Origin of the sequence: Luteolibacter yonseiensis (genome assembly GCF_016595465.1) — a bacterium.
In the GTDB taxonomy this organism is placed as follows: Bacteria; Verrucomicrobiota; Verrucomicrobiia; order Verrucomicrobiales; family Akkermansiaceae; genus Luteolibacter; species Luteolibacter yonseiensis.
This window is the reverse complement of the sequence record NZ_JAENIK010000010.1, coordinates 29,514-53,624: the sequence shown is the minus strand read 5'-3', so window position 1 is coordinate 53,624 and position 24,111 is coordinate 29,514. Positions and strand designations below refer to the sequence as shown.

General features: G+C 62.6%; 22 protein-coding genes. 21 read left to right on the top strand and 1 reads right to left on the bottom strand.

The window, feature by feature from the left end; all coding sequences use genetic code 11:
• The 16 genes from JIN84_RS09475 to JIN84_RS09400 all read left to right on the top strand — a co-directional run bounded on the left by JIN84_RS09475 (position 1) and on the right by JIN84_RS09400 (position 16,987).
• Complete coding sequence (locus tag JIN84_RS09475; protein ID WP_200350808.1) at positions 1-555, top strand: PqiC family protein; 555 nt, start codon at positions 1-3, stop codon at positions 553-555.
• A 12-nt stretch (positions 556-567) separates the two neighbouring features.
• Entirely contained in the window at positions 568-1,020 is a 453-nt protein-coding gene (locus JIN84_RS09470; RefSeq protein WP_200350807.1) for a GNAT family N-acetyltransferase, read from the top strand.
• Positions 1,021-1,582: 562 nt separating this feature from the next.
• On the top strand, positions 1,583-2,173 hold the full coding sequence (locus tag JIN84_RS09465) for an RrF2 family transcriptional regulator (protein ID WP_200350806.1): 591 nt from the start codon (positions 1,583-1,585) through the stop codon (positions 2,171-2,173).
• Positions 2,154-2,348, top strand: coding sequence for a YezD family protein (locus JIN84_RS23225; RefSeq protein WP_200350805.1), 195 nt, complete (start codon positions 2,154-2,156; stop codon positions 2,346-2,348). Before JIN84_RS09465 ends, JIN84_RS23225 begins: the two co-directional genes overlap by 20 nt.
• 205 nt (positions 2,349-2,553) lie before the next feature.
• Positions 2,554-3,735 (top strand): porin, encoded by a 1,182-nt coding sequence (locus tag JIN84_RS09455; protein WP_234043410.1) that lies wholly within the window; start codon positions 2,554-2,556, stop codon positions 3,733-3,735.
• An 85-nt stretch (positions 3,736-3,820) separates the two neighbouring features.
• Complete coding sequence (locus JIN84_RS09450; protein WP_234043414.1) at positions 3,821-4,804, top strand: sulfate ABC transporter substrate-binding protein; 984 nt, start codon at positions 3,821-3,823, stop codon at positions 4,802-4,804.
• A 21-nt stretch (positions 4,805-4,825) separates the two neighbouring features.
• Positions 4,826-5,710, top strand: coding sequence for an ABC transporter permease (locus tag JIN84_RS09445; RefSeq protein WP_200350802.1), 885 nt, complete (start codon positions 4,826-4,828; stop codon positions 5,708-5,710).
• 4 nt (positions 5,711-5,714) lie between these two features.
• Positions 5,715-6,644: a sulfate ABC transporter permease subunit CysW gene (cysW, locus tag JIN84_RS09440; RefSeq protein WP_200350801.1), complete on the top strand. Its 930-nt coding sequence runs from the start codon at positions 5,715-5,717 to the stop codon at positions 6,642-6,644.
• Positions 6,645-6,656: 12 nt separating this feature from the next.
• Positions 6,657-7,655, top strand: coding sequence for a sulfate/molybdate ABC transporter ATP-binding protein (locus JIN84_RS09435; RefSeq protein ID WP_200350800.1), 999 nt, complete (start codon positions 6,657-6,659; stop codon positions 7,653-7,655).
• Positions 7,656-7,770: 115 nt separating this feature from the next.
• Complete coding sequence (locus JIN84_RS09430; protein WP_200350799.1) at positions 7,771-8,343, top strand: Hcp family type VI secretion system effector; 573 nt, start codon at positions 7,771-7,773, stop codon at positions 8,341-8,343.
• Positions 8,344-8,356: 13 nt separating this feature from the next.
• The gene (locus tag JIN84_RS09425) at positions 8,357-9,205 is read left to right on the top strand and encodes an Hcp family type VI secretion system effector (RefSeq protein WP_200350798.1); all 849 of its coding nucleotides are present in this window, start codon (positions 8,357-8,359) and stop codon (positions 9,203-9,205) included.
• A gap of 9 nt (positions 9,206-9,214) precedes the next feature.
• Positions 9,215-10,681 (top strand): DUF7782 domain-containing protein, encoded by a 1,467-nt coding sequence (locus JIN84_RS09420; protein ID WP_200350797.1) that lies wholly within the window; start codon positions 9,215-9,217, stop codon positions 10,679-10,681.
• A gap of 136 nt (positions 10,682-10,817) precedes the next feature.
• Complete coding sequence (locus JIN84_RS09415; protein WP_200350796.1) at positions 10,818-11,594, top strand: hypothetical protein; 777 nt, start codon at positions 10,818-10,820, stop codon at positions 11,592-11,594.
• The gene (locus JIN84_RS09410; RefSeq protein WP_200350795.1) at positions 11,591-12,517 is read left to right on the top strand and encodes a hypothetical protein; all 927 of its coding nucleotides are present in this window, start codon (positions 11,591-11,593) and stop codon (positions 12,515-12,517) included. Before JIN84_RS09415 ends, JIN84_RS09410 begins: the two co-directional genes overlap by 4 nt.
• 61 nt (positions 12,518-12,578) lie before the next feature.
• On the top strand, positions 12,579-16,040 hold the full coding sequence (locus tag JIN84_RS09405; protein ID WP_200350794.1) for a hypothetical protein: 3,462 nt from the start codon (positions 12,579-12,581) through the stop codon (positions 16,038-16,040).
• Positions 16,037-16,987 carry a hypothetical protein gene (locus JIN84_RS09400; RefSeq protein ID WP_200350793.1) on the top strand — a complete coding sequence of 317 codons (951 nt, stop codon included), beginning with the start codon at positions 16,037-16,039 and terminating at the stop codon, positions 16,985-16,987. Before JIN84_RS09405 ends, JIN84_RS09400 begins: the two co-directional genes overlap by 4 nt.
• A 664-nt stretch (positions 16,988-17,651) precedes the next feature.
• Here the strand turns inward: JIN84_RS09400 and JIN84_RS09395 are convergent.
• Positions 17,652-18,215: a hypothetical protein gene (locus JIN84_RS09395; protein ID WP_200350792.1), complete on the bottom strand. Its 564-nt coding sequence runs from the start codon at positions 18,213-18,215 to the stop codon at positions 17,652-17,654.
• 69 nt (positions 18,216-18,284) lie between these two features.
• Here JIN84_RS09395 and JIN84_RS09390 point away from each other — a divergent pair, with 69 nt between their 5' ends.
• The 5 genes from JIN84_RS09390 to JIN84_RS09370 all read left to right on the top strand — a co-directional run bounded on the left by JIN84_RS09390 (position 18,285) and on the right by JIN84_RS09370 (position 23,596).
• Positions 18,285-19,511: a 6-phosphofructokinase gene (locus JIN84_RS09390; protein WP_200350791.1), complete on the top strand. Its 1,227-nt coding sequence runs from the start codon at positions 18,285-18,287 to the stop codon at positions 19,509-19,511.
• A gap of 273 nt (positions 19,512-19,784) precedes the next feature.
• The gene (locus JIN84_RS09385) at positions 19,785-20,354 is read left to right on the top strand and encodes a Panacea domain-containing protein (RefSeq protein ID WP_200350790.1); all 570 of its coding nucleotides are present in this window, start codon (positions 19,785-19,787) and stop codon (positions 20,352-20,354) included.
• Entirely contained in the window at positions 20,354-20,671 is a 318-nt protein-coding gene (locus JIN84_RS09380) for a hypothetical protein (RefSeq protein WP_200350789.1), read from the top strand. The genes JIN84_RS09385 and JIN84_RS09380 overlap by 1 nt, the downstream gene beginning before the upstream one ends.
• A 442-nt stretch (positions 20,672-21,113) precedes the next feature.
• Positions 21,114-22,610, top strand: coding sequence for an LptF/LptG family permease (locus JIN84_RS09375; RefSeq protein WP_200350788.1), 1,497 nt, complete (start codon positions 21,114-21,116; stop codon positions 22,608-22,610).
• 14 nt (positions 22,611-22,624) lie between these two features.
• The gene (locus JIN84_RS09370) at positions 22,625-23,596 is read left to right on the top strand and encodes a hypothetical protein (RefSeq protein WP_200350787.1); all 972 of its coding nucleotides are present in this window, start codon (positions 22,625-22,627) and stop codon (positions 23,594-23,596) included.
• Positions 23,597-24,111: the final 515 nt, after the last annotated feature.

The following is a 24,111-nucleotide window of genomic DNA, read 5'->3' as shown; positions in this document are numbered from 1 at the left end:
ATGAAACGACTTCTCATCCTGCTCACCGCTCTTGTGCTCGGCGGCTGTGCCCAGCCCGGGAAAAGCTACTACGTCCTGACCTCCGGCGGCCCGGTGCCCACCGGCGGCGGCACCGGCATCGGCGTCGGTCCCGTGAGCCTCGCGGAATACCTCGACCGCCCGAACCTCGTCACCCAGGAAACCGCGAACCAGCTCGGCGTGGCGGAGGACCACCGCTGGGCCGGCGATCTCACGGAAAACATCACCCGCGTCACCGCCGCCGACCTCGGCAGGCTGCTCAACACCGGCAACGTCCGCAGCTACCCGTGGCAGAAGGACAGCGAGATCCGCTACCAGGTCACCCTCGACGTCCGCCAGCTCCACAGCGGTGCGGACGGCTACGCCGTCTGTGAAATCGGCTGGCGCGCCTACTCGCTGCCCGAGCGGACGTTGAAAGCGTCCAAGACCTTCAGCGACCGCGAGGCCCTCGAGTCCGACGGCTACGACGCCAGCGTCGCCGCGCAATCCCGTTTGCTGCAGCGGCTGTCGGAGAGCATCGCGGCGAGCCTGAGGTAAGGGGGCGCCGTCATGGACCTGCTTGAAATCCGCCCGGCCGTTCCCGCCGAACGGCAACCGCTCTTCGCCCTGCATGAGGAATTGTTCCGCGGGGAAATCGAGGAGATATGGGGATGGGATGACGCGTCCCAATGGCGGAACTTCCTGAAGGAATGGGCGGAGTCCGAGACCTTCGTCATCTACAAGGCGGGGCGGCTTGTCGGCTGCGTCCAGTATTTCACGCGGACGGATCATCTTTATCTTTTCAACCTGATGGTGGAGCGGGAATTCCAGAGCCAGGGGATAGGCTCGGAAGCGGTTTCATGGCTGAAGGGTGTTGCCCGGGAGAAGGACACCGCCATCGGATTGCAGGTTTTGAAAACGAACCCGAGGGTCTTGGAATTTTACCAACGGCAGGGATTCGAAGTGGTGGAGACGGTGGACGCGGGATTGAAGCTGCGGTGGGATGGGGAGCGGATGCGGTGAGGCGGCGGGAAGGGGAGAGAGTATGGGGGCTCTGCGGATGAGGATCTTCTAACTGGGATGATGGTGTGATGGTGACCAGCCCCGGTAGGGGCTTCGGACATTAGCCGGCGGGCGTAAGCCGCCGGTCCCGGGTGGCCGGATATTCCGCCCCGGTAGGGACGGAGGAAGCCCCGGGTAGGCGGCACATCGGGTTTCCGAGTCCTGCAAGGACGAGATCAAAGGCGCGCCAAGGATGTAGTCCCTACAGGACTCAGGTGTGCTTCGTCTTCCATTCCCAGGGCGTCGCCCTGGGCTGTCCCATGTCGCACCTTTGGTGCTGAAGACACTGCGGCGCCGCACATCCCGCACAAGAAACCATGGGATTTCCGTTTAGTCTCAGTCCCGCTATACATTCGCAAAAGCCTGCCAAATTATGGCGGAATCGCGATCCTCCTGTCAGGTAGTTCATTCACTGAAATGCAACTTTTTCATTATCAATGATTAAATTGATTCGTTCTTAAGATTAGAGAATTTTTACTTGGCAACCCGGCTTTAAAGCCTACCATTTACTCCAGTTAACCGAATGCATCTTTCCAAAAAATCAGAATACGCGCTCCGAGCCACCATCAACCTCGGCATCGCCGCAGAAGTGGGGCGGGGAACGGTATCTGGAGCGGAGCTGGCCGAGGCGAACCGCCTGCCGCTCAAGTTCGTGGAACGCATCCTTCAGGAGCTCCGCGAGGCCGGCGTCGTCGAGACGCATCGCGGGAAATTCGGCGGCTACGCGCTGGCGAAACCCGCCGACGAGATCGGCATCGGCCAGATCGTCCGGCTGATGGACGGCCGCCTCGCGCCGATCTGCTGCGCGAGCGAGAACGCCTACCAACCGTGCACCTGCCCGGACGAGGACCACTGCGGCCTGCGCATGATCATGATCGATGTGCGCAACGCCATCGCCAACATTCTCGACCGCTACACCGTCGCCCAGGTCGTGGAGGTCACGCTGAGGAAAATGCGCCGTGACGGCATCGTCCCGCCATTCGCCACCGCGGAATCCTTCGCCGCCACCGGGACACCTCCGAAACGCAAGGCGGATCCGGCCGACGGATTCCTTGCCGGGCTGTCCGCCCTCGCCACTCTCACCCAGGATCCCAATGAGCTCGACGATCACTGAACACCCCGTTCCGACCGACACACAGGCGGACTGGGTGGAAATCGTTCGTAAGAATGTTGGAAACCTCCGTTTCGGCTCCGTGCAAATCACCGTTCATGACGGAAGGGTCACGCAAGTCGAAAGCATCGAAAAAACACGCTTCATCGCCAACGAAGCAGCCCCAACGAACTCCTAGGCCCAGCGCCTGAATCCCTGCGAAAAGACCTACCGGACCGCCGGAGGACTTGGAATCCCGATCACATCCACGGTGTCCCCGCACCGGAGGTCTCCGCACGCCCGCATCCCAGGTCCTTTTCGCAATCCATCATCCCACCCGGAAACGGGCGGACAACCCGAACCCAACCAGCGACGCCATCCGAACCTTCGGACGCCAAACTAAAATGAAAACACAACCGTATCCTCCACATGTCACACCAACCCTGAACAAATGGATGACATTGCTCGCACTCACCATCGGCACGCAAGCCACCTTCGCGGAAGACAGCTACACGGCCACAATGGACGAGTTATGGAGCCACGCCACTCTCTATAAGGACGACCGGAATCCGATTCTGCAGGAATTCAAGCTCCGCGGCCGCTACCAGGGACAATACTGGGACGTGGATGCGGACCAGGGCAGCCAGAGCAACTGGGAGGACCGCCGCTCCCGCTTCGGCTTCGATGCGAAGCTGTTTGAAAAGAAAGTGGAGGTCCGCGCGGATTTCCAGAGCAACGACGGATTCGAGGACATTTACGACGGGCTCGTGGACGCATACGTCCGCTGGAAGCCCACCTCGTCGCTGAGCCTCACCCTCGGCAAGATGAAGCCGCTCATCGGCCAATACGATTTCCTGGAGTCCACCAACTCCCAGCCGACCTTCGAGCGGTCGCAGATTTTCAACCAGCTCAACGTGAACCGTGCCACGGGCCTCACCGTGGAGCACGGCATCGACGACTTCTCGTGGCGCGCCGGGATCTACTCGAACGACACGCCCACCACCACCGGTGGCAGCGGCTCCTTCGGCGACGGCGAGTTCGGCGACATGAACGGCGGCTTCTCCACCACGCTCGGCGTGGGCTACGATCTCAAGAAAACCCTGTGCACGGACAAGGCGCAGGTCAACCTCGACTGGCTGCACAGCGAGCGCGAGGACGGCGACTTCGTGCTGGGCCGCTATGACGACATCCTCTCCGCCTCCTTCGTCGTGAAACAGGAGGCCGCCGCCGTCGTGCTGGAAGGCTTCTTCGCCTCCGGCGGGGACGGTGACGACAGCGATGTCTTCGGCTTCTTCATCCAGCCGACCTACGACATCATTCCGAAGAAGCTCCAGCTGGTGGGCCGCTACTCCTTTTCGGACAGCTCCGGCGCGCTCGGAGTCGTCGGCCAGAGCCGCTATGAAAGACCCGTGGCCGACAACGGCGGCCGTGGCGACATCTACAACGCGTTCTACGGCGGCGTGCAGTACTTCATCCATGGCGACAAGCTGAAGCTCATGGGCGGCGCCGAGTGGGCCCAGCTCCGTGGCAACGGCGAGGCCTACGAGGGCACCACCCTGCTCACCGGCATCCGCCTCTCTTTCTGACAGATCCTCCTGACAGGCGAACATTCACCCCGACTACATCATGAAAACAAAACACATCCTTCCAGCCATCCTGACATCCGTGCTCATGTTGTCCGGCTGCGGAAAAAACGAGCCTTTCGCCAAGGGCGAGGCGAAAGCGGTGAAACTCCTCAACGTATCCTACGACCCGACTCGTGAATTCTACGTCGAGGTGAATGCCGCCTTCAAAAAGGAACATCTCGCGAAAACCGGCCAGACGGTGGATGTCGAGCAGTCCCACGGCGGCTCCGGCAAGCAGGCGCGCTCCGTCATCGACGGTCTCGAGGCGGACGTCGTCACGCTCGCCCTCGCCGGCGACATCGACAGCATCGTGAAGGAGGCCAAGAGCCTTCCCGCCGACTGGCAGACGAAGCTGGCGGACAACAGCTCGCCCTACACCTCCACCATCGTGCTGGTGGTCAGAAAAGGAAATCCCAAGGGCATCAAGGACTGGGGAGACCTCGTGAAGCCGGACGTGAAGGTCATCACGCCGAATCCGAAAACCTCCGGCGGCGCCCGCTGGAACTACCTCGCCGCATGGGCGTGGGCGGACAAGGAATACGGCAAGGACCGCACGAAGACCCTGGACTACATCAAGCGCCTCTATCAGAACGTGCCCGTTCTCGACACCGGCGCGCGCGGTTCCACCACCACCTTCGCCCAGCGCGAGATCGGCGACGTGTTCCTGTCATGGGAAAACGAGGCCTACCTGATCGAGAAGGAGTTCCCCGGCAAGACGGAGATCATCTATCCGTCCCTCAGCATCCTCGCCGAGCCGCCCGTCGCGGTGGTGGAGAAGAACGCCGCCAAGCACGGCACCGCCGAGGCCGCCAAGGCGTATCTCGAATTCCTCTACACCGACGAGGCCCAGAACCTCGCCGGCAAGCACTTCTACCGCCCGCGGAACCAGGCCATCGCCGCCAAGTTCGTGGACAAGCTGCCGAAACTTCCGCTCGTTACGGTGGACAAGGACTTCGGCGGTTGGGTAAAAGCGCAGAAGGAACACTTCGACGACAACGGCACCTTCGACCAGATCTACCAGCCGAAGTAACCGCTTTCAAATCCACCATTCATGTCCAGACGACGCGTTATTCCGGGCTTCGGCCTGTCCTTGGGATTCACGGTGACCTACCTCGGTCTGATCATCCTGATTCCGCTCGCCGCCCTTTTCATCAAGGCGGCGGGCCTCGGTTTTTCGGAATGGTGGGCGCTGCTCACCACTCCGCGCGTCATCGCCGCGACCAAGCTCACCTTCGGCGCCAGCGCCGCCGCCGCCGGGGTGAGCGTGGTCCTCGGCCTGCTCGTGACCTGGGTGCTGGTCCGCTATGAATTCCCCGGCCGCCGCGTGCTCGACGCGATGGTCGATCTCCCGTTCGCGCTGCCCACGGCGGTGGCGGGCATCACTCTCACCCAGATCTACGCGCCGAACGGCTGGATCGGCTTCCACATCGCCAATGCCGGGCGCTGGGTCCAGACCACCTTCGCCCCGACCGGATGGATCGGCGGTCTGGTGGACGACATCGCGGCGAAGGGGGCGGCCTACAGCCCCGTCGGCGTGTTCATCGCGCTGACCTTCATCGGTTTTCCCTTCGTGGTCCGGACGCTGCAGCCCGTGATGGAGGATCTCGGCAAGGAGATCGAGGAAGCGGCGGCCACGCTCGGCGCGAACCGCTGGGTCGTCTTCTACCGCGTCATCCTTCCCCTGCTGGTCCCCGCGCTCATCACCGGCTTCACCCTCGCCTTCGCGCGGGCCATCGGCGAGTACGGCTCCGTCATCTTCATCTCCGGGAACCTGCCGATGAAAACGGAGATCCTGCCGCTGCTCATCGTCTCCCAGTTGGAACAGTTCAACTACCAGGCCGCCGCGGTCATCGCATCCGCGATGCTGATCGTCTCCTTCGCCCTGCTGTTCCTCATCAACCTTCTCCAGCGCCGGCTCGACTGGCAGAACCGCTGAATCCATGTCCCTCCGTCCGCCGACCACCGAATCCCCGCTCGTCCGCAACATCCTCATCGGGCTGGCGATCGTCGTCCTGTCTCTTTTCCTGTTGATGCCTCTGGCCGCCGTCTTCTCCGAGGCACTGCGCCGCGGCTGGGAGGTCTTCCTCGCCTCGCTGCATGAGGAAACCGCCCTCTCCGCCATCAAGCTCACGCTGCTGGCCGCCGCCATCTCGGTGCCGTTGAACACGCTCTTCGGCGTCTCCGCCGCCTGGCTGGTGACGAAATTCCGCTTCAAGGGGCGGGCGTTCCTGCTCTCGCTCATCGACCTGCCGTTCGCCGTCTCGCCCGTCATCGCCGGTCTGGTGTGGGTGATGATCTTCGGCTCGAAGGGCTGGTTCCCGCCCGCCGCCATGGCCGACTTCTTCGCACCGCTCGCGGGCCTCACCGCGAACATCGCCGAATACCGCGGCTTCTACTGGTTCTTCGGCCCGTTGTCCGAATGGCTGGCGAACCCGAAGATCGTCTTCGCGTTTCCCGGCATCGTCATCGCCACGGTGTTCGTGACCTTCCCGTTCGTCGCCCGCGAGCTGATCCCGCTGATGGAGTCGCAGGGCAGCGACCAGGAGGAGGCGGCGGTCACGCTGGGGGCGAGGGGCTGGCAGATCTTCTTCCGCGTCACCCTGCCGAACATCAAGTGGGGGTTGTTCTACGGCGTGCTGCTCTGCAACGCGCGGGCCATGGGCGAGTTCGGCGCGGTCTCCGTGGTCTCCGGCCACATCCGCGGACAGACGAACACGCTGCCGCTCCACATCGAAGTACTATACAACGAGTACCAGTTCAGCGCCGCCTTCGCCTGCGCCACGCTGCTGGCCTTCCTCGCGCTGGTGACGCTCGGGATGAAGAGCGTCGTCGAGCATTTCTCCGGCCACTCCGCCTCCGGCCACAAATAACCCGTTTTCCCCATGTCGATATCGATCAAATCCATCAACAAGACGTTCGGCAGTTACGCCGCGCTCGAGAATGTTTCGTTAGAAGTTCCGGACGGCTCGCTCACCGCGCTGCTCGGCCCTTCCGGCTCCGGGAAAACCACCCTGCTCCGCATCGTCGCCGGACTCGAGTTCGCCGATCCTGGGGATGGCAAGATCCGCTTCCACGGCGAGGACGTGAGCGACGTGCCGGCGGGCAAGCGCGGCGTGGGCTTCGTCTTCCAGCACTACGCCCTCTTCCGCCACATGACCATCGCGGAGAACATCGCCTTCGGCCTCACGGTGCTTCCGCGCTCCAAGCGTCCGCCGAAGCAGGAGATCCACGACCGCGTGTTCGAGCTGCTCAAGCTGGTGAAGCTCGAGGGCCTGGACAAGCGCCGCCCGCACGAGCTTTCCGGCGGCCAGCGCCAGCGCGTCGCGCTGGCCCGCGCGCTTGCGATCCGTCCCAAGGTCCTTCTTCTCGACGAACCCTTCGGCGCGCTCGACGCCCAGGTGCGGAAAAGCCTGCGCCGCTGGCTGCGCCAGTTCCACGACGAGATCGGCCTCACCACGCTGTTCGTCACGCACGACCAGGAGGAGGCGCTGGAACTCGCCGACCAGGTGGTGGTGATGCGGAACGCCCGCGTCGAGCAGGTCGGCGATCCGCAGACGATCTACGACCACCCGCGCAGCCCGTTCGTCTACGAATTCCTCGGCAACGTGAACAAGATCGCCGATCCGCTCGGTGAGACGAGCTACGTCCGGCCGCACGAGATCGAGGTGCTCTTCGCCGCGGAATACGAACCGACCACGGACCGCCTCGCCCGCGTGCAGCACCTTTTCAGCGCGGGTCCCATCGCCACGCTCAGCCTGCGGCTCGAGGACGGACAGTTCCTCGATGTGGAGCTTTCCCGCAAGCAGCTCGAAGACCTCGGCCTCAGCACCGGAGACGAAGTGGCGGTGCGCGCGAACTCGCTGGACGACGCGAAATTCTGAAGATCTGTCATGGATGATATAGGTCCTACGGGACCCATAGGACTTATGTGAAGCCCCCGCCCGGGGGAATTGCATTGACTTTGCCAGTACAAAACATTCATGGTGGCAGTTAGCCATGAAACAAAACCCTTCATTGTCCAAGACTCTGGCTTTGGTGGCCCCCGCCACCCTCCTCTCCATCTCCAGCACCTTCGGAGCTTCGGATTACTATCTGAAGATCGAAGGCATCAAGGGAGAATCGGTCGATTCGAGACACAAGGACTGGATCGAACTGGACAGCTTCAGCTGGGGTGTTTCCAACGCCAGCCTCGCCGGCAGCGGTTCCGGCGGCATGGGCACCGGCAAGGTGAGCATGCAGGACTTCCACTTCACCATGAAGGTGGACAAGGCCAGCCCGAAACTGATGCTCGCCTGCGCGACCGGGAAACACATCCCGTCCCTGCAGTTCGCCGTCTCCCGCATGGACGGCGCGAGCGGCGGAACCACCGACTACTACGTCATCACCCTCACCGATGTACTGGTTTCATCGTACCAAAGCAACAGCCCGCAGCCTACCGCGGGATCTCCCGCCGGGCCGCTGACCGCTTCGGTCAGCTTCAACTTCACGAAGATCAAGTGGGACTACATCGCCCCCGACAAGGAGGTGGTCAGCATCGAGCACGACGCGTCCTCCACGGCGCCGGACTGAACCACCCGCCGCCATGAAAACCCTACCGGCACTCATGGGCGGGGCGCTTGCCCTGCTCTCACCCGACGCCCGTGCGGGCGTCCAGGGGTGGCTCGATTTCGGCCCGGAAACTCCCGGCGAATCCACCGACGCCGGCCACGTCGGCTGGGCGTCCGTTGAAAGGCTGTCCTCCAGCCACGAAGGCGGGGGCGCCGAGATGGTTTTCCACCGCACGACGGACAAGGCCAGCCCGAAGCTCATGGAGGCCTGCGCCAAAGGCAAACATTTCACCGAGGTGAAGCTTGACGTGGCGAAGACCGTCCAGGGCCAGCCGGTGGACTACTGGGAAATCACCCTCCAGGATGTGCTCGTCAGTTCCTACAGCGGAATGCCCGGCACCGGCGGCGGCACCGGCGAAAAACTGACGTTGAAGTGGAAGAGCCTGGTATTCACCTACCGGGTGTTCCCCGCGAGCGCTCCTCCCTACGCCACCACGACCATCGTTTCCCCGGACACCGATGGCGACGGCCTGCCGGACGCCTATGAACAATCGGTGGGGCTTGCCAGCGGGGTGAGCAACCTGCGGGCGGATACCGACGGCGACGGCGTGCCGGACACCGTGGAATACCGCCTGGGCACCCATCCCGCCAATTCCACCTCGTTCTTCAGCGCGGTCGCCACCCCGACCGCTCCGAATGGCGGAGAACTCCGGCTCAGCTGGCCCAGTGTTCCGGGCGAGGATTACCAGATCGAACAAAGCCCGGACCTCGGCACCGCGTTTTCACCCTTCGCCACCATCACGGCGACCTCGGCGGAAACCACCTACACGGTTCCCCGCACCTCGCAGGCCGGTTTTTTCCGGGTTTCCAAAAACCTCCCCTGACGGAACCCCATGTTTTCTGAAAAAGCCCTCGCCTCGTGGGACCCGGCACCGTTCCTGGCCACCCTGAAACGCGCGGGCTACACCGCCCGGACCGCAGAAGAGATCGGCATCAAATCATTGCCGGATCCCTTCGCCCGGACAGCGGTCGTCAGCCGGACCTTTCCCGGCTCGCCGTTGTCCATCGCCTACCGCCTGTTCGACGCGGGCGAACCGGTGACCGGCCGGGAAGCCCTCCTGCTTTTCGGCGAGCAGCTCCACGGCCTGGTCACGCTCGGCCTCATCGAGCCGTTGGGCAACGACCTCGTCCGCAGCGTCGCCCACCTCGAGGCCGACGAGGGCGGCTGGTTCGCCTCCGACCATGCGGCCGCCCTCCTGTCCAACAGGACGGACTACACGATGGGCATCGGCCTGAGCACGCGCATGCTCGCCGCGCTCGCTCCCGGAAGGGCCGGCTGCCCGGCGCTCGACCTCTGCACCGGGGCGGGCTGGGGAGCGATCCGGCTCGCCGCGTCCGGCTGCCGGGTGACCGCCGCGGATATCAATCCCCGCGCTCTCGGCTTCGCCCGGATGAATGTCCGGCTGGCGGGTGGTGGTTCCGTCGAATTTCTCGAGGGCGATCTGTTCGCCCCGGTGGAGGGCCGCCGGTTCGACGTCATCACCGCGAATCCGCCGTTCGTGATTTCTCCCGAAACCACCTTCACCTTCCGCGACTCGGGACTCGGCGGCGACTCATTCTGCGAACACCTCGCACGCCGCATGCCGGACCATCTCAACCCGGGCGGCATCGGCGTGATGCTCCTGAACTGGTACGACAACGGCGACGACGCGTCCTCCACCCGCCCGTTGGAATGGCTGGAAGGCAGCGGTTGCGGGACATGGCTGCTGCGGAGCCTGACGCAGAACCCGGCGGACTACGCCACCCGCTGGCTGCGGGACTCCGGCCGCGGCCGCACCCCATCCGCGGAAACGCTGGACCGCTGGGTCTCCTATCTCACGGAGATCGGCGCGCGCCGGATTCACTACGGGTTCCTCGTCATCCACCGCGGCCAGGGACCACCCTGGACCCGCGCCGAAAGCCGCGGCATCGAAAAAATCGAACCCACCGCCGGCGCGGAAGTCCGCCGCGTGGTCGAGGGCGAAGCCTGGCTGGCCCTCCACCAACCGGACGACGCCCGCCTGCTGGACGGGCTTTACACGGTGGTCGACGGGATCCGCGCCGAAACCGACATGATCCTCGACAAGGGATGGGGAGCTCGGACGATCCGGCTCATCAGCCCCGGCCAGCTCAGTTACGACGGCCAGATCGACGAGTTCCTGCTCCGCCTGCTGGCGCTCTGCCGCGAGGGCCGGGCACCTGCCTCGATGGTCGCGGAACTGAGGGCGCACCCGCATTTCGCCAACAATCCCGAACTCGCTCCACAGATCGCCGGACTGGTCCGCGAACTCATCCGCCACGGGCTGCTGGCGCCCGCCTAGCTGCGGAAGACGGGTTCCACCCGCCGCCATGGGCCGCCTAACAGATCCTTTCTAACGGATCAACACCATTCTCGTGCCGAAAGCGTGTCCGTCACCACGTTGACTTAAAACGTTCACCCGATATTCGGATGAACGCATGAATGTGAAGTTATGGAATTCCCGCGGATTCCCGCTCCGTGCGGTCTCGGCGATCACCCTGTGCGGCGCGGCCCTCGCAACGGCTGAAAACGAAGAAGAGCCGCCAGCCGGCATCACCTGGGTTTTGTCGGAACAGACCCCACCCGTCTTTGCCGACCAAGCTGCGCTGGATGAACGACGCGCGATCGTTCTGGAGCTTGAAGAGCTGGCCGGAGGCGGTGCGTCTCCCGCGGAGATGGAGGACTGGCGGACCCGCAACGCCGCCCGCATCACCGCCAACCAAGAGCGGCTGACGGAAGCGTCGCGGAAACAAAACTCCGCCCCCCAACCATACGTCACAGAAGTGATGATTCCCGCCGACGCATCCGAAACCATGGAGAACTTCCAAATGGAACGCGCCAGTCTGGCGAACCAGCGGACCCTGGTCCGGAATGAAATGCCAGACGCGTCTCCGGAGGAGCGCGCCCAGGCGCTCGCGGATTGGGATGAGCGGAATGCGGACGCGTTGGCGGCTCTCGCGAGCGCGGCGGCACGAATCACCAGCGAGTCCTCGATTCCTCCCCAGCCCCTTCCGACCTCGTTCGACATCCCTGCCGGCGCGACACCCGCGCTGAGGGATTTCCTGATCCTGCGCAACGGGCGGATCAGGACGGAATCGGAAAAATCCGCCGCTCCCGCTGACACTGCCCCGGACCCGGCATTGCTGGAAGCCGCCGCCCGCCTTTCGGACGAATCCAAAAACCTTCAAACCGATCAACCATCCCAATCCCGATGAAATCCCACCGTAGCCCACTGTCCAATCCGTCCCTGCAACTGCTGGCCCTTCTCACGGCTCTGTCCGGCAGCCTCCACGCCCAGACCACGCCGATCACCGGGAACCTGACCGTCACCGGCGGAATCAAGGCGGCCACCAGTGATCCCGCCGGTGGAATCGAACTCCGTCAGGGAGGAATCATCATCGGAAAAGGAACTTACAGCGCGACCCCTTCGCTGCTCACCACAGATCAAGGGGCGGGCGCGCGTCTGTTGTGGTATGCATCAAAGGCGGCCTTCCGGGCTGGCGAGGTTTATGGAACGCAATGGAACGAATCCAATATCGGGTGGACTTCGGCGGCTTTCGGATACTCGACACAGGCCTCCGGCAGCTCTTCGTTCGCCCTGGGAACCCAAACGGTGGCGTCTGGCGTGGCATCGGCGGCGCTGGGGGGAAGTTCGGTGGCAAGCAATGACAATACCCTCGCGACAGGCTCGAACACGATCGCGTCCGGCGAAGCCTCCGCGACGTTTGGCTCCGGTTCCACGGCGACAAACGAAAACGACCTTGCCATGGGGACGGCCACGTTGGCTTCAGGTGGCAGCGCGATGGCCGCGGGACGTTCCTCGGTGGCATCCGGATATGCCTCGGCTGCCTTCGGCAGAACCACCGTCGCCTCGGGCTGGTATTCCATGTCTTCCGGATCCCAGACCATCGCGCAAGCCTTTTCCTCACAGGCCACCGGCAGTCTCAACCTGGGGGGAGGCAGCACCAGTGCCTGGGTGCCAACCGATCCAATTTTTGAAATCGGCAACGGAAATCCTCTCGTCACTCCCGCCGTCCGTTCGAACGCCCTGACCGTGTATAAAAACGGCAACGTGGCGGTGAAGGGAGTCCTGACCTGCGCGCCCGGAGGAGATATCCCGATGTTCACCGGCTACTGAGTGCGGAAACGGTCAATTCTTCGTTTCCCGCTATCCCATCCCTTTTCCCATCACCCTCCCCATGTCCCGTCGTGCCCTTTTCGCAGGTCTTCTGATCACCAGCGTCGCTTCCTCCGTAGCCGCTCCCCCCGCGTGGTGGGCCTCCCGTGGCGCGACGGATTCCAACACACGGGCGGATCAGGCGCCCGTCACCCAGGGACAGCTCAAGGGGTTCACCCAGAAGGCCGTCCAGGAACTCAACGCCCGCATCCCCGGCGGCGCGGGATCCGAGCTCAACGGACTCGTCGCCGGCTGGGTGCTGGCCTACCAGAGCGGAGGATACAACGCCACCAACCGGCTTCCCGCCGATTACCAGGCCATGAACCTGGGACAGTTGAAATGGATCGCGGGCAAGATCCACGAGCGTCTCGTCTTCGCGAAATACGAGACAGCCGCCCCGGCATGGCTCGTCCAGAACGAGTCCACCGACAAGCTGCTCGCGAACCTCGGCCAGTTGAAAACCGTTTTCAATTTCGACCTCACCGCCCCATCGGGCCAGCTCCCGTTGTGGTGGCAGAGGTTTTATTTCGACGGTCAGACAGACATCAACCCCGCCGGGGATGACGACTACGACGGCCTTACCAACATCAACGAGTATCTGCACCAGCTCCTGCCTCTCGCCCGTGACACCGATGGCGACGATCTGCCGGACGGGTGGGAGGTCGCGAACGGTCTGGACCCGCTTGACGACGGCTCCTTCGATGTGGACAACGGCGCCACCGGAGACCCGGACGGGGATCTGGTTGAGAACATGGATGAATTCTGGTACTCCGGCAACCCTTGGAGCACCGACACGGATTCCGACACTCTGGACGATTTCACGGAATTCAATGTCACCGGCACCTCGCTTTCCAGCGCGGATCCGGACGAGGACGGCCTGACCGACAAGGAGGAGGTCGAAATCTATTTCACCAACCCATGGGCGGCGGACGGCGACAACGACGGGCTTACCGACCCTGAGGAGATTTTCATATTCCTCACAGACCCCTGGTCCGAAGACACCGACGCGGACGGAATGGAGGACGGCTGGGAAGCCACCTATCTGCTCAACCCCCTGTCCGCTTCCGACGCCACGCTGGATCCGGACGGAGATTTCCTGTCGAACGTCAAGGAAAGCCTGCTCCAGCTCGATCCCCACTCGAAGGACACCGATATGGACACGGTAGAGGACGGTGACGAGGATCCCGACTCCGACCAGCTCACCAACCGGAGCGAGATCTCCACCCACCTTACCGATCCGCTCGATTTCGATACGGATGATGACACGCTGCCGGATGGCTTCGAAGTGCTCTCCCCGCACCTTGATCCACTGGTCGCGAATGATCCGGATCTGGACTTCGAACCGGACGGGATGTCGGACAGCTATGAAGCCGTTTACGGGTTCGATCCCGACGTGGACGACTCCGCCGGCGATCCGGACGGGGACGGACTGACGACCGCGCAGGAGATCGTTTTCGGCAGCGATCCCACGGAGGCGGACATCGACCACGACGGTCTCACCGACCTTGAGGAAAAGAACAACCTTCCCACCGCCACCGATCCGTGGAAGTGGGACACCGACGGTGACCAGCTGCCGGACAAATGGGAGCTCGATCATGGCTTCGATCCCACGTCAGGCGACGATGCTTACTCGGACGATGATTCGGACGGTCTGCTTCTCTTCCAGGAATACGAGAAAGGGACGGATCCTGATCTGGCGGACACCGATGGAGATGGAGTCACGGATGGAGACGAGGTGGCGGCCGACACCGACCCGACCGACGGGGACTGGGGCGGCGTCCCTCCCGCGTCGCCCGGCAACATCCAGATCACCCTCAACCCCGACGGCACGACCACGTTCACTTGGAATGATGTTTCCAACAACGAAAGCGGATTCCGTCTCCGGGTGAAACTGCCGGACGGAAGCTGGGTTGTGATCGCGGACGTCGCCGCGGGAGTCACCACCTTCACCACGCCCGGTCCGCAGCCCCTCGCGACCACAGGCTCCACCGCCGAGGTGGAGGCCTACAATCCCTTCGGCAGCGGATTCACGCCGAACGGAGCTCCCGGCCCCGGCGGACAGCCCGCCGGCAGCGGCGCTCCCGCCGTCCAGCCGGCGGTGCCGGAGACCTACCAGGTGGCCTTCGACATCCGCAGCGAGGGCAAGCAGGTGAAAAACAGCTGCGCCGTCTGTCACGTCCTGAAAGTGCAGGTCAGCGGAAAACTCTACGGCAGCGGCGAACAAATCACCCTGAACAAAAAGCAGTCGTATGAGATCACCGTCATCGACAAGCCCAACACGGACGTCCCGGCCTCACCCACGCCGCCCCATGCCGACACCGCCAAGTTCACCATCTGGCCCCAGGCGGTCGGGAACCAGTCCATCGCCGTCTCCCCTGTCGGCAGCAAGGAGCCGGACCTCTTCATCGCCACCGAGGGCGACATCCTCCACTACATCATCGGCAACCACGAAAAACTCCTTGTCCAGGACAAGGCTTGGCCCAAGAACAAGGCCGAGGAACCGATGAAGAAAAAAGCGGTCATCACCTCCCCGGTCTTCAAGCTGCGGGACAATGCGGACATCCACAGCGGATGGGACAACACCGAGGTTCCCTACTGGACCTCCGTGGGTGTCGGCAAGACCAAGAGCATCGTCAGGCTCCGCTTCCCCGGCGCCGCCACCGGAGACCTCGGCTCCAAGTTCGAACTCGTCCCCCACCCGGACGATACGGGGAAACTCGGCATCACCAATGCCGCCATCACCCAGGAGAACACGGATTTCAAGGTCAACGGCATCGCCGCCACAGGGGAGGATGGCACCAGGATCGTCCTGAGGGCGAAGGCCGCGCCAAACCCCATCGCCATCACGTTGAAGGCGCATGTCTTCGATGCCGTGGCACTGAGCACGGGAGTGTTTCACATCCGGGACGCGAGGAACGCGCATACGGCTTTCGCCAGCAAGAGACACGCCGCCTTGTACGTCGGAGAGATGAACAAGGCCTTCCAGGATCAATGCAACATCACCTTCAACCTGACATCCCAGGGCGACATCAACATGCAATATGGCGATGCTCCGTCACCAGGGCCCGGCGAAAATCCGCCGGAACTCCCGGCGATTTTCAATACTAACGGAGCATTCCCCTGGGACACCGCCCGTCCGGCTGTGTATGCCGAGGTCTCGGACGCCACCGGGGTCAAGGTTCCGATCTTCATTGTGGAGAATCTCGCGGTGGCGAGTTCCCCCGACATGGTGGGCATCGTGGGCGGGGACAGGAAAGAGGTCTATCTGAAATCCTCCGTGGAGGCGATCGGAGCCGCTCACGAGACAGGGCATCTGCTGTTCCTTTCCACCCGGGCCGAAGGTCAGGGCAATTCCCACGATCTCGGACCCGCGCCCGCGGAGCTGTCTGGCGAGCCCCTGATGCGCCCGAGCGAGACAGGACTCACCTCCTGGATGCGCCGGAAGGACTGGTACAAAGCGAATGAAAAAGCAAAAGTGAGATGAACCGCCATCTGTTGATCATCGTCTGTTCGTTCGCCGGGATCATGCCCCTTGCCGGCTTGGAGAGAGGGCCGGAGAAAACGCCGGTCCATTCGGCGGCGGATCTGCCGGTGCGCATCGAGGAGGAGATTTTCCAGTTGAATCCTCCCTCTTCGGGCTTTGGCTGGCTGCCCCGTGAATATGGATCCGCCGCGATCCAATACCTGCTGCAAAAGTCACGGGACCCGCGGCGTGAGGTGCGGATCCGCGCGAAAGCGACCCTCATCGGCCTGCGTCATCAGCAAACCATCGATGAGGTCATCGGAGACTACTCCCGCGAGGACGAAACCGCCTCGGAGATCATGAAGGAAGTCCAGGGATACGGGGACCTCCTCAAGCCGCTCATCCCGATCTTCGACACCGCCTCCACCGCCCCCAGGAAGAACCGCAACCAGCAGGAGATTCCGGCATTCAAATCCCATGTCGGCAACGTCATCCTCTACTGCCTGATGAATGACGAGGGCTTCCCCAAGGAAACCAGGGACTGGGCGGGCGCGTTGTGGGTGGAGACATCGAAAAGCTATGAGGGGCCCGAGTTCCACCCGATATGGCTCCTGCGGAATTTCCTGGAACATAACAAACAGGCCCTCACCTCCGGCAACCACGCCGGGGCGGTCTGGCTGCCGACGTTCGAGGGAGAGATCGACAAATACCAGCCCTCCCTGCGGGAGCGTCCTTCGTATGCCTCGTTCATCGCCACCAACCGCGATTCCGTGATGGAAGGAAGGCGGGTCGATCCTACGGACAAGTCCCCGCAAAAGGAAACGACGCGGCCCGTCCTCCGCCCGGACATCCAATCCGCCGGAATCCACGACGGCCCGGGCCCGGGGATACCCGCATGGGGATGGATCGCGATCCTCGCCGGGGCATGCGCCATGCCCGCCTTGTGGCTCGCGAAACGAGCGAAGTAGCGCATTCCAAGGAAGCCGTTTCACGACAGCGGACTTTCGCATTTCACACTACCGGTGCTGAAGAACGGGCGGCGGAACGCCGGATCTCCAGCACCAACGGTGCGGAATGGGATAGCCCGGGACAACGTCCCGGGAAACGGGTTCCAAATTACCGGAGTCCTGAAGGGACGTGATCGCGCGGTGGCGGCGCGCCAGGGATGCCGCCCTTTCAGGGCTCGTTCCGTTTGGAAACATGCCACCCGGGGTTCCGCTTCGCCCACCCCGGGCTTTCACATTCCGCACCGTTGGTGCTGGAGAACAGACGGCGGGCTTTCGCATTCCTCGCCGTTGTGCTGAGGGACGGACGGCGGAACGCCGGATCTCAAGCACCAACGGTGCGGAATGGGATAGCCCATGGCAACGCCATGGGAAAAGATCCCCGAAACAAACCGGAGTCCTGAAGGGACGTGATCGACGGGGGATTGCCGCGCCACGGATGCCGTCCCTTCAGGACTTGCGATTCGGAACAACCCATCCCGGGGTTGCGCTTCGCTCACCCCGGGCTGTCACATTCCGCACCGTTGGTGCTGAAGAACAGACGGCGGACTTTCGCATTCCGCGCCGTTGTGCTGAGGGACGGACTGCGGGTTTTCGCATTTGGCTCCGTTGGAGCTCCCGCCACGCATCACGGGTCGCCCACCGTGCGCCCCTCCGCAAGTTCCCCCGTCCATCCCTTTTCCCCGACCTCGTGGAGCGCGCGGGGGTAGCCGGGAATCCACAACCCCTCGCGGGCGATCTGTTCCCCGTCCCTCGGGAAACCGGTGCGGCCGAGTGTCCTCTCCGCGAGGTGGAAGCACAGCCACGCCCGCCACGACCGGATCTCCGCGCGCGGGCCGGACATGCGGCTGGCAAGGTGCTGGAAGTGGCGCACCGGGTTGCCGAGATAGCCGCGGTTTCCACCGGCGGCGTTTTCCATGATCCAGACCAGCGCGCGGTAGGGAGACGGGTGGGTTTCCAGCACGGGTTCCTCCCCGGCGAGGTCCGCCATCCAGGATTTGTTCAACTGGAGGATGGCCTGCGCGGGCTTGCCGGAAATCCACTGGGACTGGGCGTAGCGCAGCGCGTCCAGATAGAAATCCGCCCCTTTCACGTGGCCGTGGCGGCGGGTCAGCGTGAAGTCATGTCTGCCGGAAATTTCCGGAAGCCACGGGCAGGCAGGGTTTTCCGGATGTGAAGGGGTGGGAATCATGCGCGGGATGGGATTTCAGCGGTGGTTCACGCTTGCATCTGAGGCCGGATCGTCAATTCTCGCCGCCCCATGAGCAACCGTTTAGAAGGAAAAGTCCTGGTCGCACAGGGTGGCGGCCCCACCCCGGTGATCAACCAGAGTGTCGTCGGTGTCGCCCTCGAGGCACGCAAGTTCAGCCAGGTGACGTCGATTTATGGCGCTCTCCACGGCGTGCGCGGGATCATCGACGAGAATTTCATCGATCTCACCCGCGAGACCACGCACAACCTGGAACAAGTCGCCGGCACCCCGTCGTCCGGCCTGCTTTCCACCCGTGACAAACCGGATGAGGAGTATTGCCAGCGCATGTTCAAGGTCATGCAGGCCCATGACATCCGCTACTTCTTCTACGTCGGCGGCAACGACTCGTCCGACACCGTCCGCATCGTCAACGAGCAGGCCAAGGCCGCGAACTACGAGCTGCGCGCCATCCACATCCCGAAGACCATCGACAACGACCTCGAGGAAAACGACCACTGCCCGGGCTTCGGCTCCGCCGCACGCTTCGTCGCCCAGGCGTTCACCGGTGTGAACCTCGACAACCGCGCGCTCAAGGGCGTCTACATCGGTGTCGTGATGGGCCGCCACGCCGGCTTCCTCACCGCCGCCTCCGCCCTCGCCCAGAAGTATGTGGATGACGGCCCGCACCTCATCTACATGCCGGAGCGCCACTTCATCATCGAAAATTTCCTCGCCGACGTGGACCGCGTCTATCAGCAGCACGGCCTCTGCACCATCGCCGTGTCCGAAGGCATCTCCGATCCGGACGGCACCCCGATGATCGTCAAGCTGCTCGGCAAGGAAGAGCGCGACTCGCACGGCAACGTGCAGCTCTCCGGCACCGGCGCCCTCGGCGACCTGCTTTCCAACTCCATCCGCGACGGCCTCGGCATCAAGCGCGTGCGTTCGGACACCTTCGGCTACCTGCAGCGCTCCTTCATGGGCATCCAGTCCGACCGCGACGCCCGCGAGGCGCGCGAGGCCGGTGAGAAGGCCGTCCAGTTCGCCATGTGGGACAACTGCGACGGCTCGGTGGCCATCAAGCGCCCCGTGCTCGACTACAGCGTGGACTACCAGCTCGTGCCGATCGAGAACGTCGCCGGCAAGACCCGCCACATGCCGGACAACTTCATCAATGCCGAAGGCAACGGCGTGACGCAGGACTTCCTGTCCTACTGCCGTCCGCTGCTCGGCTCGAACCTGCCGGAGCCACACCGCCTCCGCGCGCCGATGGTGCCGAAGATCCTGCACAAGTAAGATCCGCAGGGAGACTCCTCCGGGAGACTCCTTCAGGATTTCCAAATCACTCCAGCCGGAGCGGCCACGTGCCGCTCCGGTTTTTTTGTTCCGGTGACTGTATTCGTGTCGGAATCCAGCGTAACCCGGGTGAAATTGCCGTTCATGCTTGAGCGGCCACTTAAAAAACATTCAATATTGAAAGAATATTGAAAGTGTTCTTTTGAACTATTTTGGCTTGCATTATATTTTGATCGCCTTTAAGCAATCCCTAACCTACAATCTTTTTGAGACATGAGCATCAGCAATCCAACTCCCCGAGAGAGAGAAGCCCAAGCGGATAACCGCCTTGCGGAGATGATCTTGTTCATTGCGCAAAAGTGCAATGGTGATCCGAAATTTGGCGCTACAAAGCTGAACAAGATTTTGTTTTTCGCCGACTTCTTTTCCTTCGTGAAGCGCGGCAAGCCTATTGTGGGATGTGACTTCATGCGCCTTGGGAAAGGCCCTGCTCCACGTCACATGAAGCCAGTAAGGGACTCCTTGGTGTCCGCTGGCAGGGCTGTCGTCCAAGAGCGGCAATTAGTTTCCGGTCACACCCAGCACAAGGTTCTTGCTCTTAAGGAGCCCGATCTTTCCGAGTTTTCGGGAGAAGATATCAACTTCATGCTGGAAATTATCTGTGCTCTTAAGCCCTTTTCCGCTGAAGAGGTTAGTGAGCTATCCCATAGCCATCCCGCATGGGAGATTGCAGAAGACAAGGAAAGCATCCCGCTTGAGGCAGCGTTCATTATGAGCATGGACCATGAAGAGTCCGATATTGCTACCGCGCTTGGGCTGCACAAGAAACTGAAGCACGCGTAATGTATACTCTGAACTGGAATCCAGAGGCCACATCGTCCTCAAAACTAGCAAAAACTCGCTTCCCTAGGTGGCAAGACGTAATCAATGGCCTTGAGTGGGGTCTTTCACGCAAGCCTTGGTCGAGAGAAAAGATAGCAGGAACGGATCTCAGAGTCTGGACCATGGGCCCGCTTGTTCAGGCTGACGGGAACGAGTTCATTGGTAAATTCTTTTTCGAGTTGAAGGTTGAAGACGTAGTTTCTATCGATTGGATCGAGATCGTTCCGATCAATCCAGAAACAGACTTGGCGGAAACTGTTGATGATGGGGATAGATAGCCCAACCGTTTTTTCCACCGCTTAGCTGAGGCTTTCTTGTCGATTTTTGACGTTGCTCTGGTGTGAGACCCGCGACCCTGACATTGCCGCCCTTTAATCTCCCATTCTTCCCAAAGCCACGGCAACAGGGTTTTCTCATGGTCCACTTTGGGAACGTCCCCGTGGATTGATTCATGATAAATTTGGCGAGCTGGTTCACATCATGCGGGGCTTTTGCTTGAGCGGTTGGGAATCTGAGCGATCCGGCTGCCTCTCACGAACCACTACTACAGCATCCGCCAGCAGCGGTTCGATTACCCGAACTGGGGGGCAGCGTGATGATAGGCATCTTCGGCGAGGCTGGTGCATAACCGGCCTCTCCTCCAGCGGTCCACATCCTCTTTCACAACAAACTCGACACTCCTCCCGCTTCCCAGCCAATCTTCCTGGCAAGCGGCCACCTATGAATTTTTTCCGCACCCATCTCCTGCGATTCCTGCTTCCCCTCGTACTGGCCGCCCTGGGGGCCGGTGCGTGCGCCCTGCTCGTCCCGGCGGAAATCGAGTCCGTGCGGCAGCAGCTCATCGGCTTCCCGGACTCGGACATTCCGGCCCATCTCGCCCGGCCCTGGGTGCTCTCCGGGCTTTGTTTCCTGCCCGCGCTGGCCGGGTTCGTCTACTGCCTCGGCGGCACGTTGGACCGCTACATCGCCCGGCAGTTTTTCGGGATCTTCTCCATCTGCCTCGCCTCGCTGCTGACCATCTGGCTCCTGATGGACCTGGGTGACAAGATCGGGGACTTCCGGAAATCCAGCCACGTTTTCCAGACCATTCTCGTCTTCTACGGCACCCGCTCGCCCGCCGTCCTGCTGCTGCTCCTGCCCTACAGCCTGCTGCTCGCCCTGCTGTATTCCCTCGGAAAACTCTCCGGCACCCGCGAGGTCATCGCCATGATCCAGGCGGGCCGCAGCATCATCCGCCTCACCCTGCCGCTCATCATCGCCGGCCTGTTTTTCAGCCTGCTCAGCCTGGGCCTCAACTACCACTGGGCGCCGAACGCGGAGGGCAAGATGGATGCCATCCTGGATGCCGCCAACGACAGGCTTCCCACCAAATCCAAGAGCAGGGACAAGACGGCTCAGGCCACGCCACCCGCCGCAGCGGACGCACCTGCCACAGCGGATTCACCCGCCGCAGCGGATTCACCGGCCGCTCCGGTGGTGCCCGAAAAGCAGATCGTCAAGGCCCGGCAGGTGCTCTACCAGAATCCGTCCCAGCACCGTCTGTGGGAAATCGGCATCTTCCCGCAGGACTACCACAAGGGCGCGCCCCTGAAAGAGGTGGAGATCACCACCACCCGCCCGGACAAGACCCTGGAAAGCCGCATCACCGCCAAGAGCGCCTCATGGGACAAGACGACCCACCACTGGACCTTCCAGGACGCCGTCATCGCGAAATACAAGCCGGACATGCCGCCGATTTTCGAGACGCTGGAAGGCCCGCTCGTCATCAAAAACTGGACGGAAACCCCGTGGCAGCTCGTCAAACCCGGACTCAGCGCCGCCTACCTCGGCATCCCGGATCTCAGCAGCTGGCTGAAGGAAAACGACCGGCTCGGCCAGTTCGCGGAGCCCGCCCCCTACATCACCCAGTGGCACTACCGCTGGGCGCTGCCCTTCGCCTGCATGGTCACCGTCCTGCTCGCCACCCCGCTCGCCATCCATTTCTCGCGCCGCGGCCCGGGCGGCGGCATCTTCCTCGCCGTCGTGCTCTCCGCCCTGATGCTGCTCTTCAGCAACATCTCCCTCGCCATCGGCGAGGCAGGCACCATGCGGCCCGGAGTGGCCGCCTGGCTGCCGAACGCCGCCTTCGCCCTGCTGGGGCTCTACCTTTTCCGCCGCCGTATCTCCGGCAAGCCGATCTACCTCATCCTGCGCCGGCTTTTCCCCGGCAATGACTAACCCTTCCCTTTCAAATGGCTATCGCTGAATCCTGGCATGTCCGTTCCCGCGGGCGCGAGTGCGCCGCCTCCCAACGCCCCTTCGTCGATGGCGAAACCATCGTAACCGCGCTTTTCCCCGACCCCGAATCCAGCGGCTACGTCCGCCGCGACTACTGCGCCGAAGGCTGGAAGACCCAGCAGGAATCCGGCGACGCCCCGTTCTCCTTCTGGCGCACCAAATACACCGCCCCCCGGGGAAATGAAACCGCAAGCCCGGTGGAAAAACTCAGCGCCGAGGAAATCCTGCAACGCCTCGTGGAGGAGGACGAGGACCACACCGAGAACGCCCGCTTCGTCCTCGCCGTCATGCTCGAACGCCAGAAACTCCTGCGCGAGACCGACAGCCAGCGCACCCCCACCGGCATCCTCCGCGTCTATGAACACCGCAAGACCGGCGAGGTCTTCATCGTGAAGGACCCGAACATCCCGCTGAGCCAGATCGAAGCCGTGCAGAACGAAGTCTTCGTCCTCTTGGAAAACAACGGCCGCTCCCCCGAAACCGAAACCGCTGCCAGTGACGAAACCTCCGGATCCCCCGTCCCCGACGAATCCCCCCGGCCGGAAAATGAAAACGACGGAGGCGTGACCGGATTGGAATCGGAATCGAACACCGACGACACCGACACTGACGCTGACGCTGACGCTGAGGCTGAGGCTGAGGCTGAGGCTGACGACGTTGACGACGTTGACGACGTTGACGACGCTGACGACGCTGACGACGCTGACGACGCTGACGACGCTGACGACGCTGACGACGCTGACGACGAGGACGACGAGGACGACGAGGACGACGAGGACGACGAGGACGACGAGGACGACGAGGACGACGAGGACGACGAGGACGACGAGGACGACGAGGACGACGCTGACGACGAGGACGACGAGGACGACGAGGACGACGAGGACGACGAGGACGACGAGGACGACACTCTTCCGCCCCGGTAGGGGCACCGGAAATTAGCCGGTTGGCCCAAGCCGCCGGATCCGGATCAAAGAATGTTGCCGCCCCGGCAGGGGCGAGGCTCCAATAGGTGGGGGGACGCATTCCGGTGGCTTGCGCCGACCGGCTAATTTCCGATGTCCCTCCGGGACGGAAGATCGCGCGATCGGTGGCATGGATTCCGTAGTCGATCATCCATGGCATCATCCGCGCCTATCTGTGGTTCAATCCCGATTGCCACCCGATGAGCCGTCTCTGCAACGCCGCCATCCGGGCAAAAAAAAAGCACGTTGAATATCCCCCCGGATATCAACGCGCATTTTTCAGCGCCACTCGGTTGATCATATTCGTCAGACTTCCCCCCGGAGATCGAAACGAACTGGATAGACCAGCTTTTGCGGCGTGAGCTCTTTGACACCGAAGTGTCGCAGAACGAGATCAAATTAGCGCAAGATAATCCGTTAGAAAGGGATTTGAAGCCTCACAAGCGGACAAGTGGTCCCATTTCCGGCCATCATCG

Bases quoted from the DNA above. Each gene is read 5' to 3' on its own strand.
- JIN84_RS09475 (WP_200350808.1), top strand. From the start codon at position 1: ATGAAACGACTTCTCATCCTGCTCACCGCTCTTGTGCTCGGCGGCTGT.
- JIN84_RS09470 (WP_200350807.1), top strand. From the start codon at position 568: ATGGACCTGCTTGAAATCCGCCCGGCCGTTCCCGCCGAACGGCAACCG.
- JIN84_RS09465 (WP_200350806.1), top strand. From the start codon at position 1,583: ATGCATCTTTCCAAAAAATCAGAATACGCGCTCCGAGCCACCATCAAC.
- JIN84_RS23225 (WP_200350805.1), top strand. From the start codon at position 2,154: ATGAGCTCGACGATCACTGAACACCCCGTTCCGACCGACACACAGGCG.
- JIN84_RS09455 (WP_234043410.1), top strand. From the start codon at position 2,554: ATGAAAACACAACCGTATCCTCCACATGTCACACCAACCCTGAACAAA.
- JIN84_RS09450 (WP_234043414.1), top strand. From the start codon at position 3,821: ATGTTGTCCGGCTGCGGAAAAAACGAGCCTTTCGCCAAGGGCGAGGCG.
- JIN84_RS09445 (WP_200350802.1), top strand. From the start codon at position 4,826: ATGTCCAGACGACGCGTTATTCCGGGCTTCGGCCTGTCCTTGGGATTC.
- cysW (WP_200350801.1), top strand. From the start codon at position 5,715: ATGTCCCTCCGTCCGCCGACCACCGAATCCCCGCTCGTCCGCAACATC.
- JIN84_RS09435 (WP_200350800.1), top strand. From the start codon at position 6,657: ATGTCGATATCGATCAAATCCATCAACAAGACGTTCGGCAGTTACGCC.
- JIN84_RS09430 (WP_200350799.1), top strand. From the start codon at position 7,771: ATGAAACAAAACCCTTCATTGTCCAAGACTCTGGCTTTGGTGGCCCCC.
- JIN84_RS09425 (WP_200350798.1), top strand. From the start codon at position 8,357: ATGAAAACCCTACCGGCACTCATGGGCGGGGCGCTTGCCCTGCTCTCA.
- JIN84_RS09420 (WP_200350797.1), top strand. From the start codon at position 9,215: ATGTTTTCTGAAAAAGCCCTCGCCTCGTGGGACCCGGCACCGTTCCTG.
- JIN84_RS09415 (WP_200350796.1), top strand. From the start codon at position 10,818: ATGAATGTGAAGTTATGGAATTCCCGCGGATTCCCGCTCCGTGCGGTC.
- JIN84_RS09410 (WP_200350795.1), top strand. From the start codon at position 11,591: ATGAAATCCCACCGTAGCCCACTGTCCAATCCGTCCCTGCAACTGCTG.
- JIN84_RS09405 (WP_200350794.1), top strand. From the start codon at position 12,579: ATGTCCCGTCGTGCCCTTTTCGCAGGTCTTCTGATCACCAGCGTCGCT.
- JIN84_RS09400 (WP_200350793.1), top strand. From the start codon at position 16,037: ATGAACCGCCATCTGTTGATCATCGTCTGTTCGTTCGCCGGGATCATG.
- JIN84_RS09395 (WP_200350792.1), bottom strand. From the start codon at position 18,215: ATGATTCCCACCCCTTCACATCCGGAAAACCCTGCCTGCCCGTGGCTT.
- JIN84_RS09390 (WP_200350791.1), top strand. From the start codon at position 18,285: ATGAGCAACCGTTTAGAAGGAAAAGTCCTGGTCGCACAGGGTGGCGGC.
- JIN84_RS09385 (WP_200350790.1), top strand. From the start codon at position 19,785: ATGAGCATCAGCAATCCAACTCCCCGAGAGAGAGAAGCCCAAGCGGAT.
- JIN84_RS09380 (WP_200350789.1), top strand. From the start codon at position 20,354: ATGTATACTCTGAACTGGAATCCAGAGGCCACATCGTCCTCAAAACTA.
- JIN84_RS09375 (WP_200350788.1), top strand. From the start codon at position 21,114: ATGAATTTTTTCCGCACCCATCTCCTGCGATTCCTGCTTCCCCTCGTA.
- JIN84_RS09370 (WP_200350787.1), top strand. From the start codon at position 22,625: ATGGCTATCGCTGAATCCTGGCATGTCCGTTCCCGCGGGCGCGAGTGC.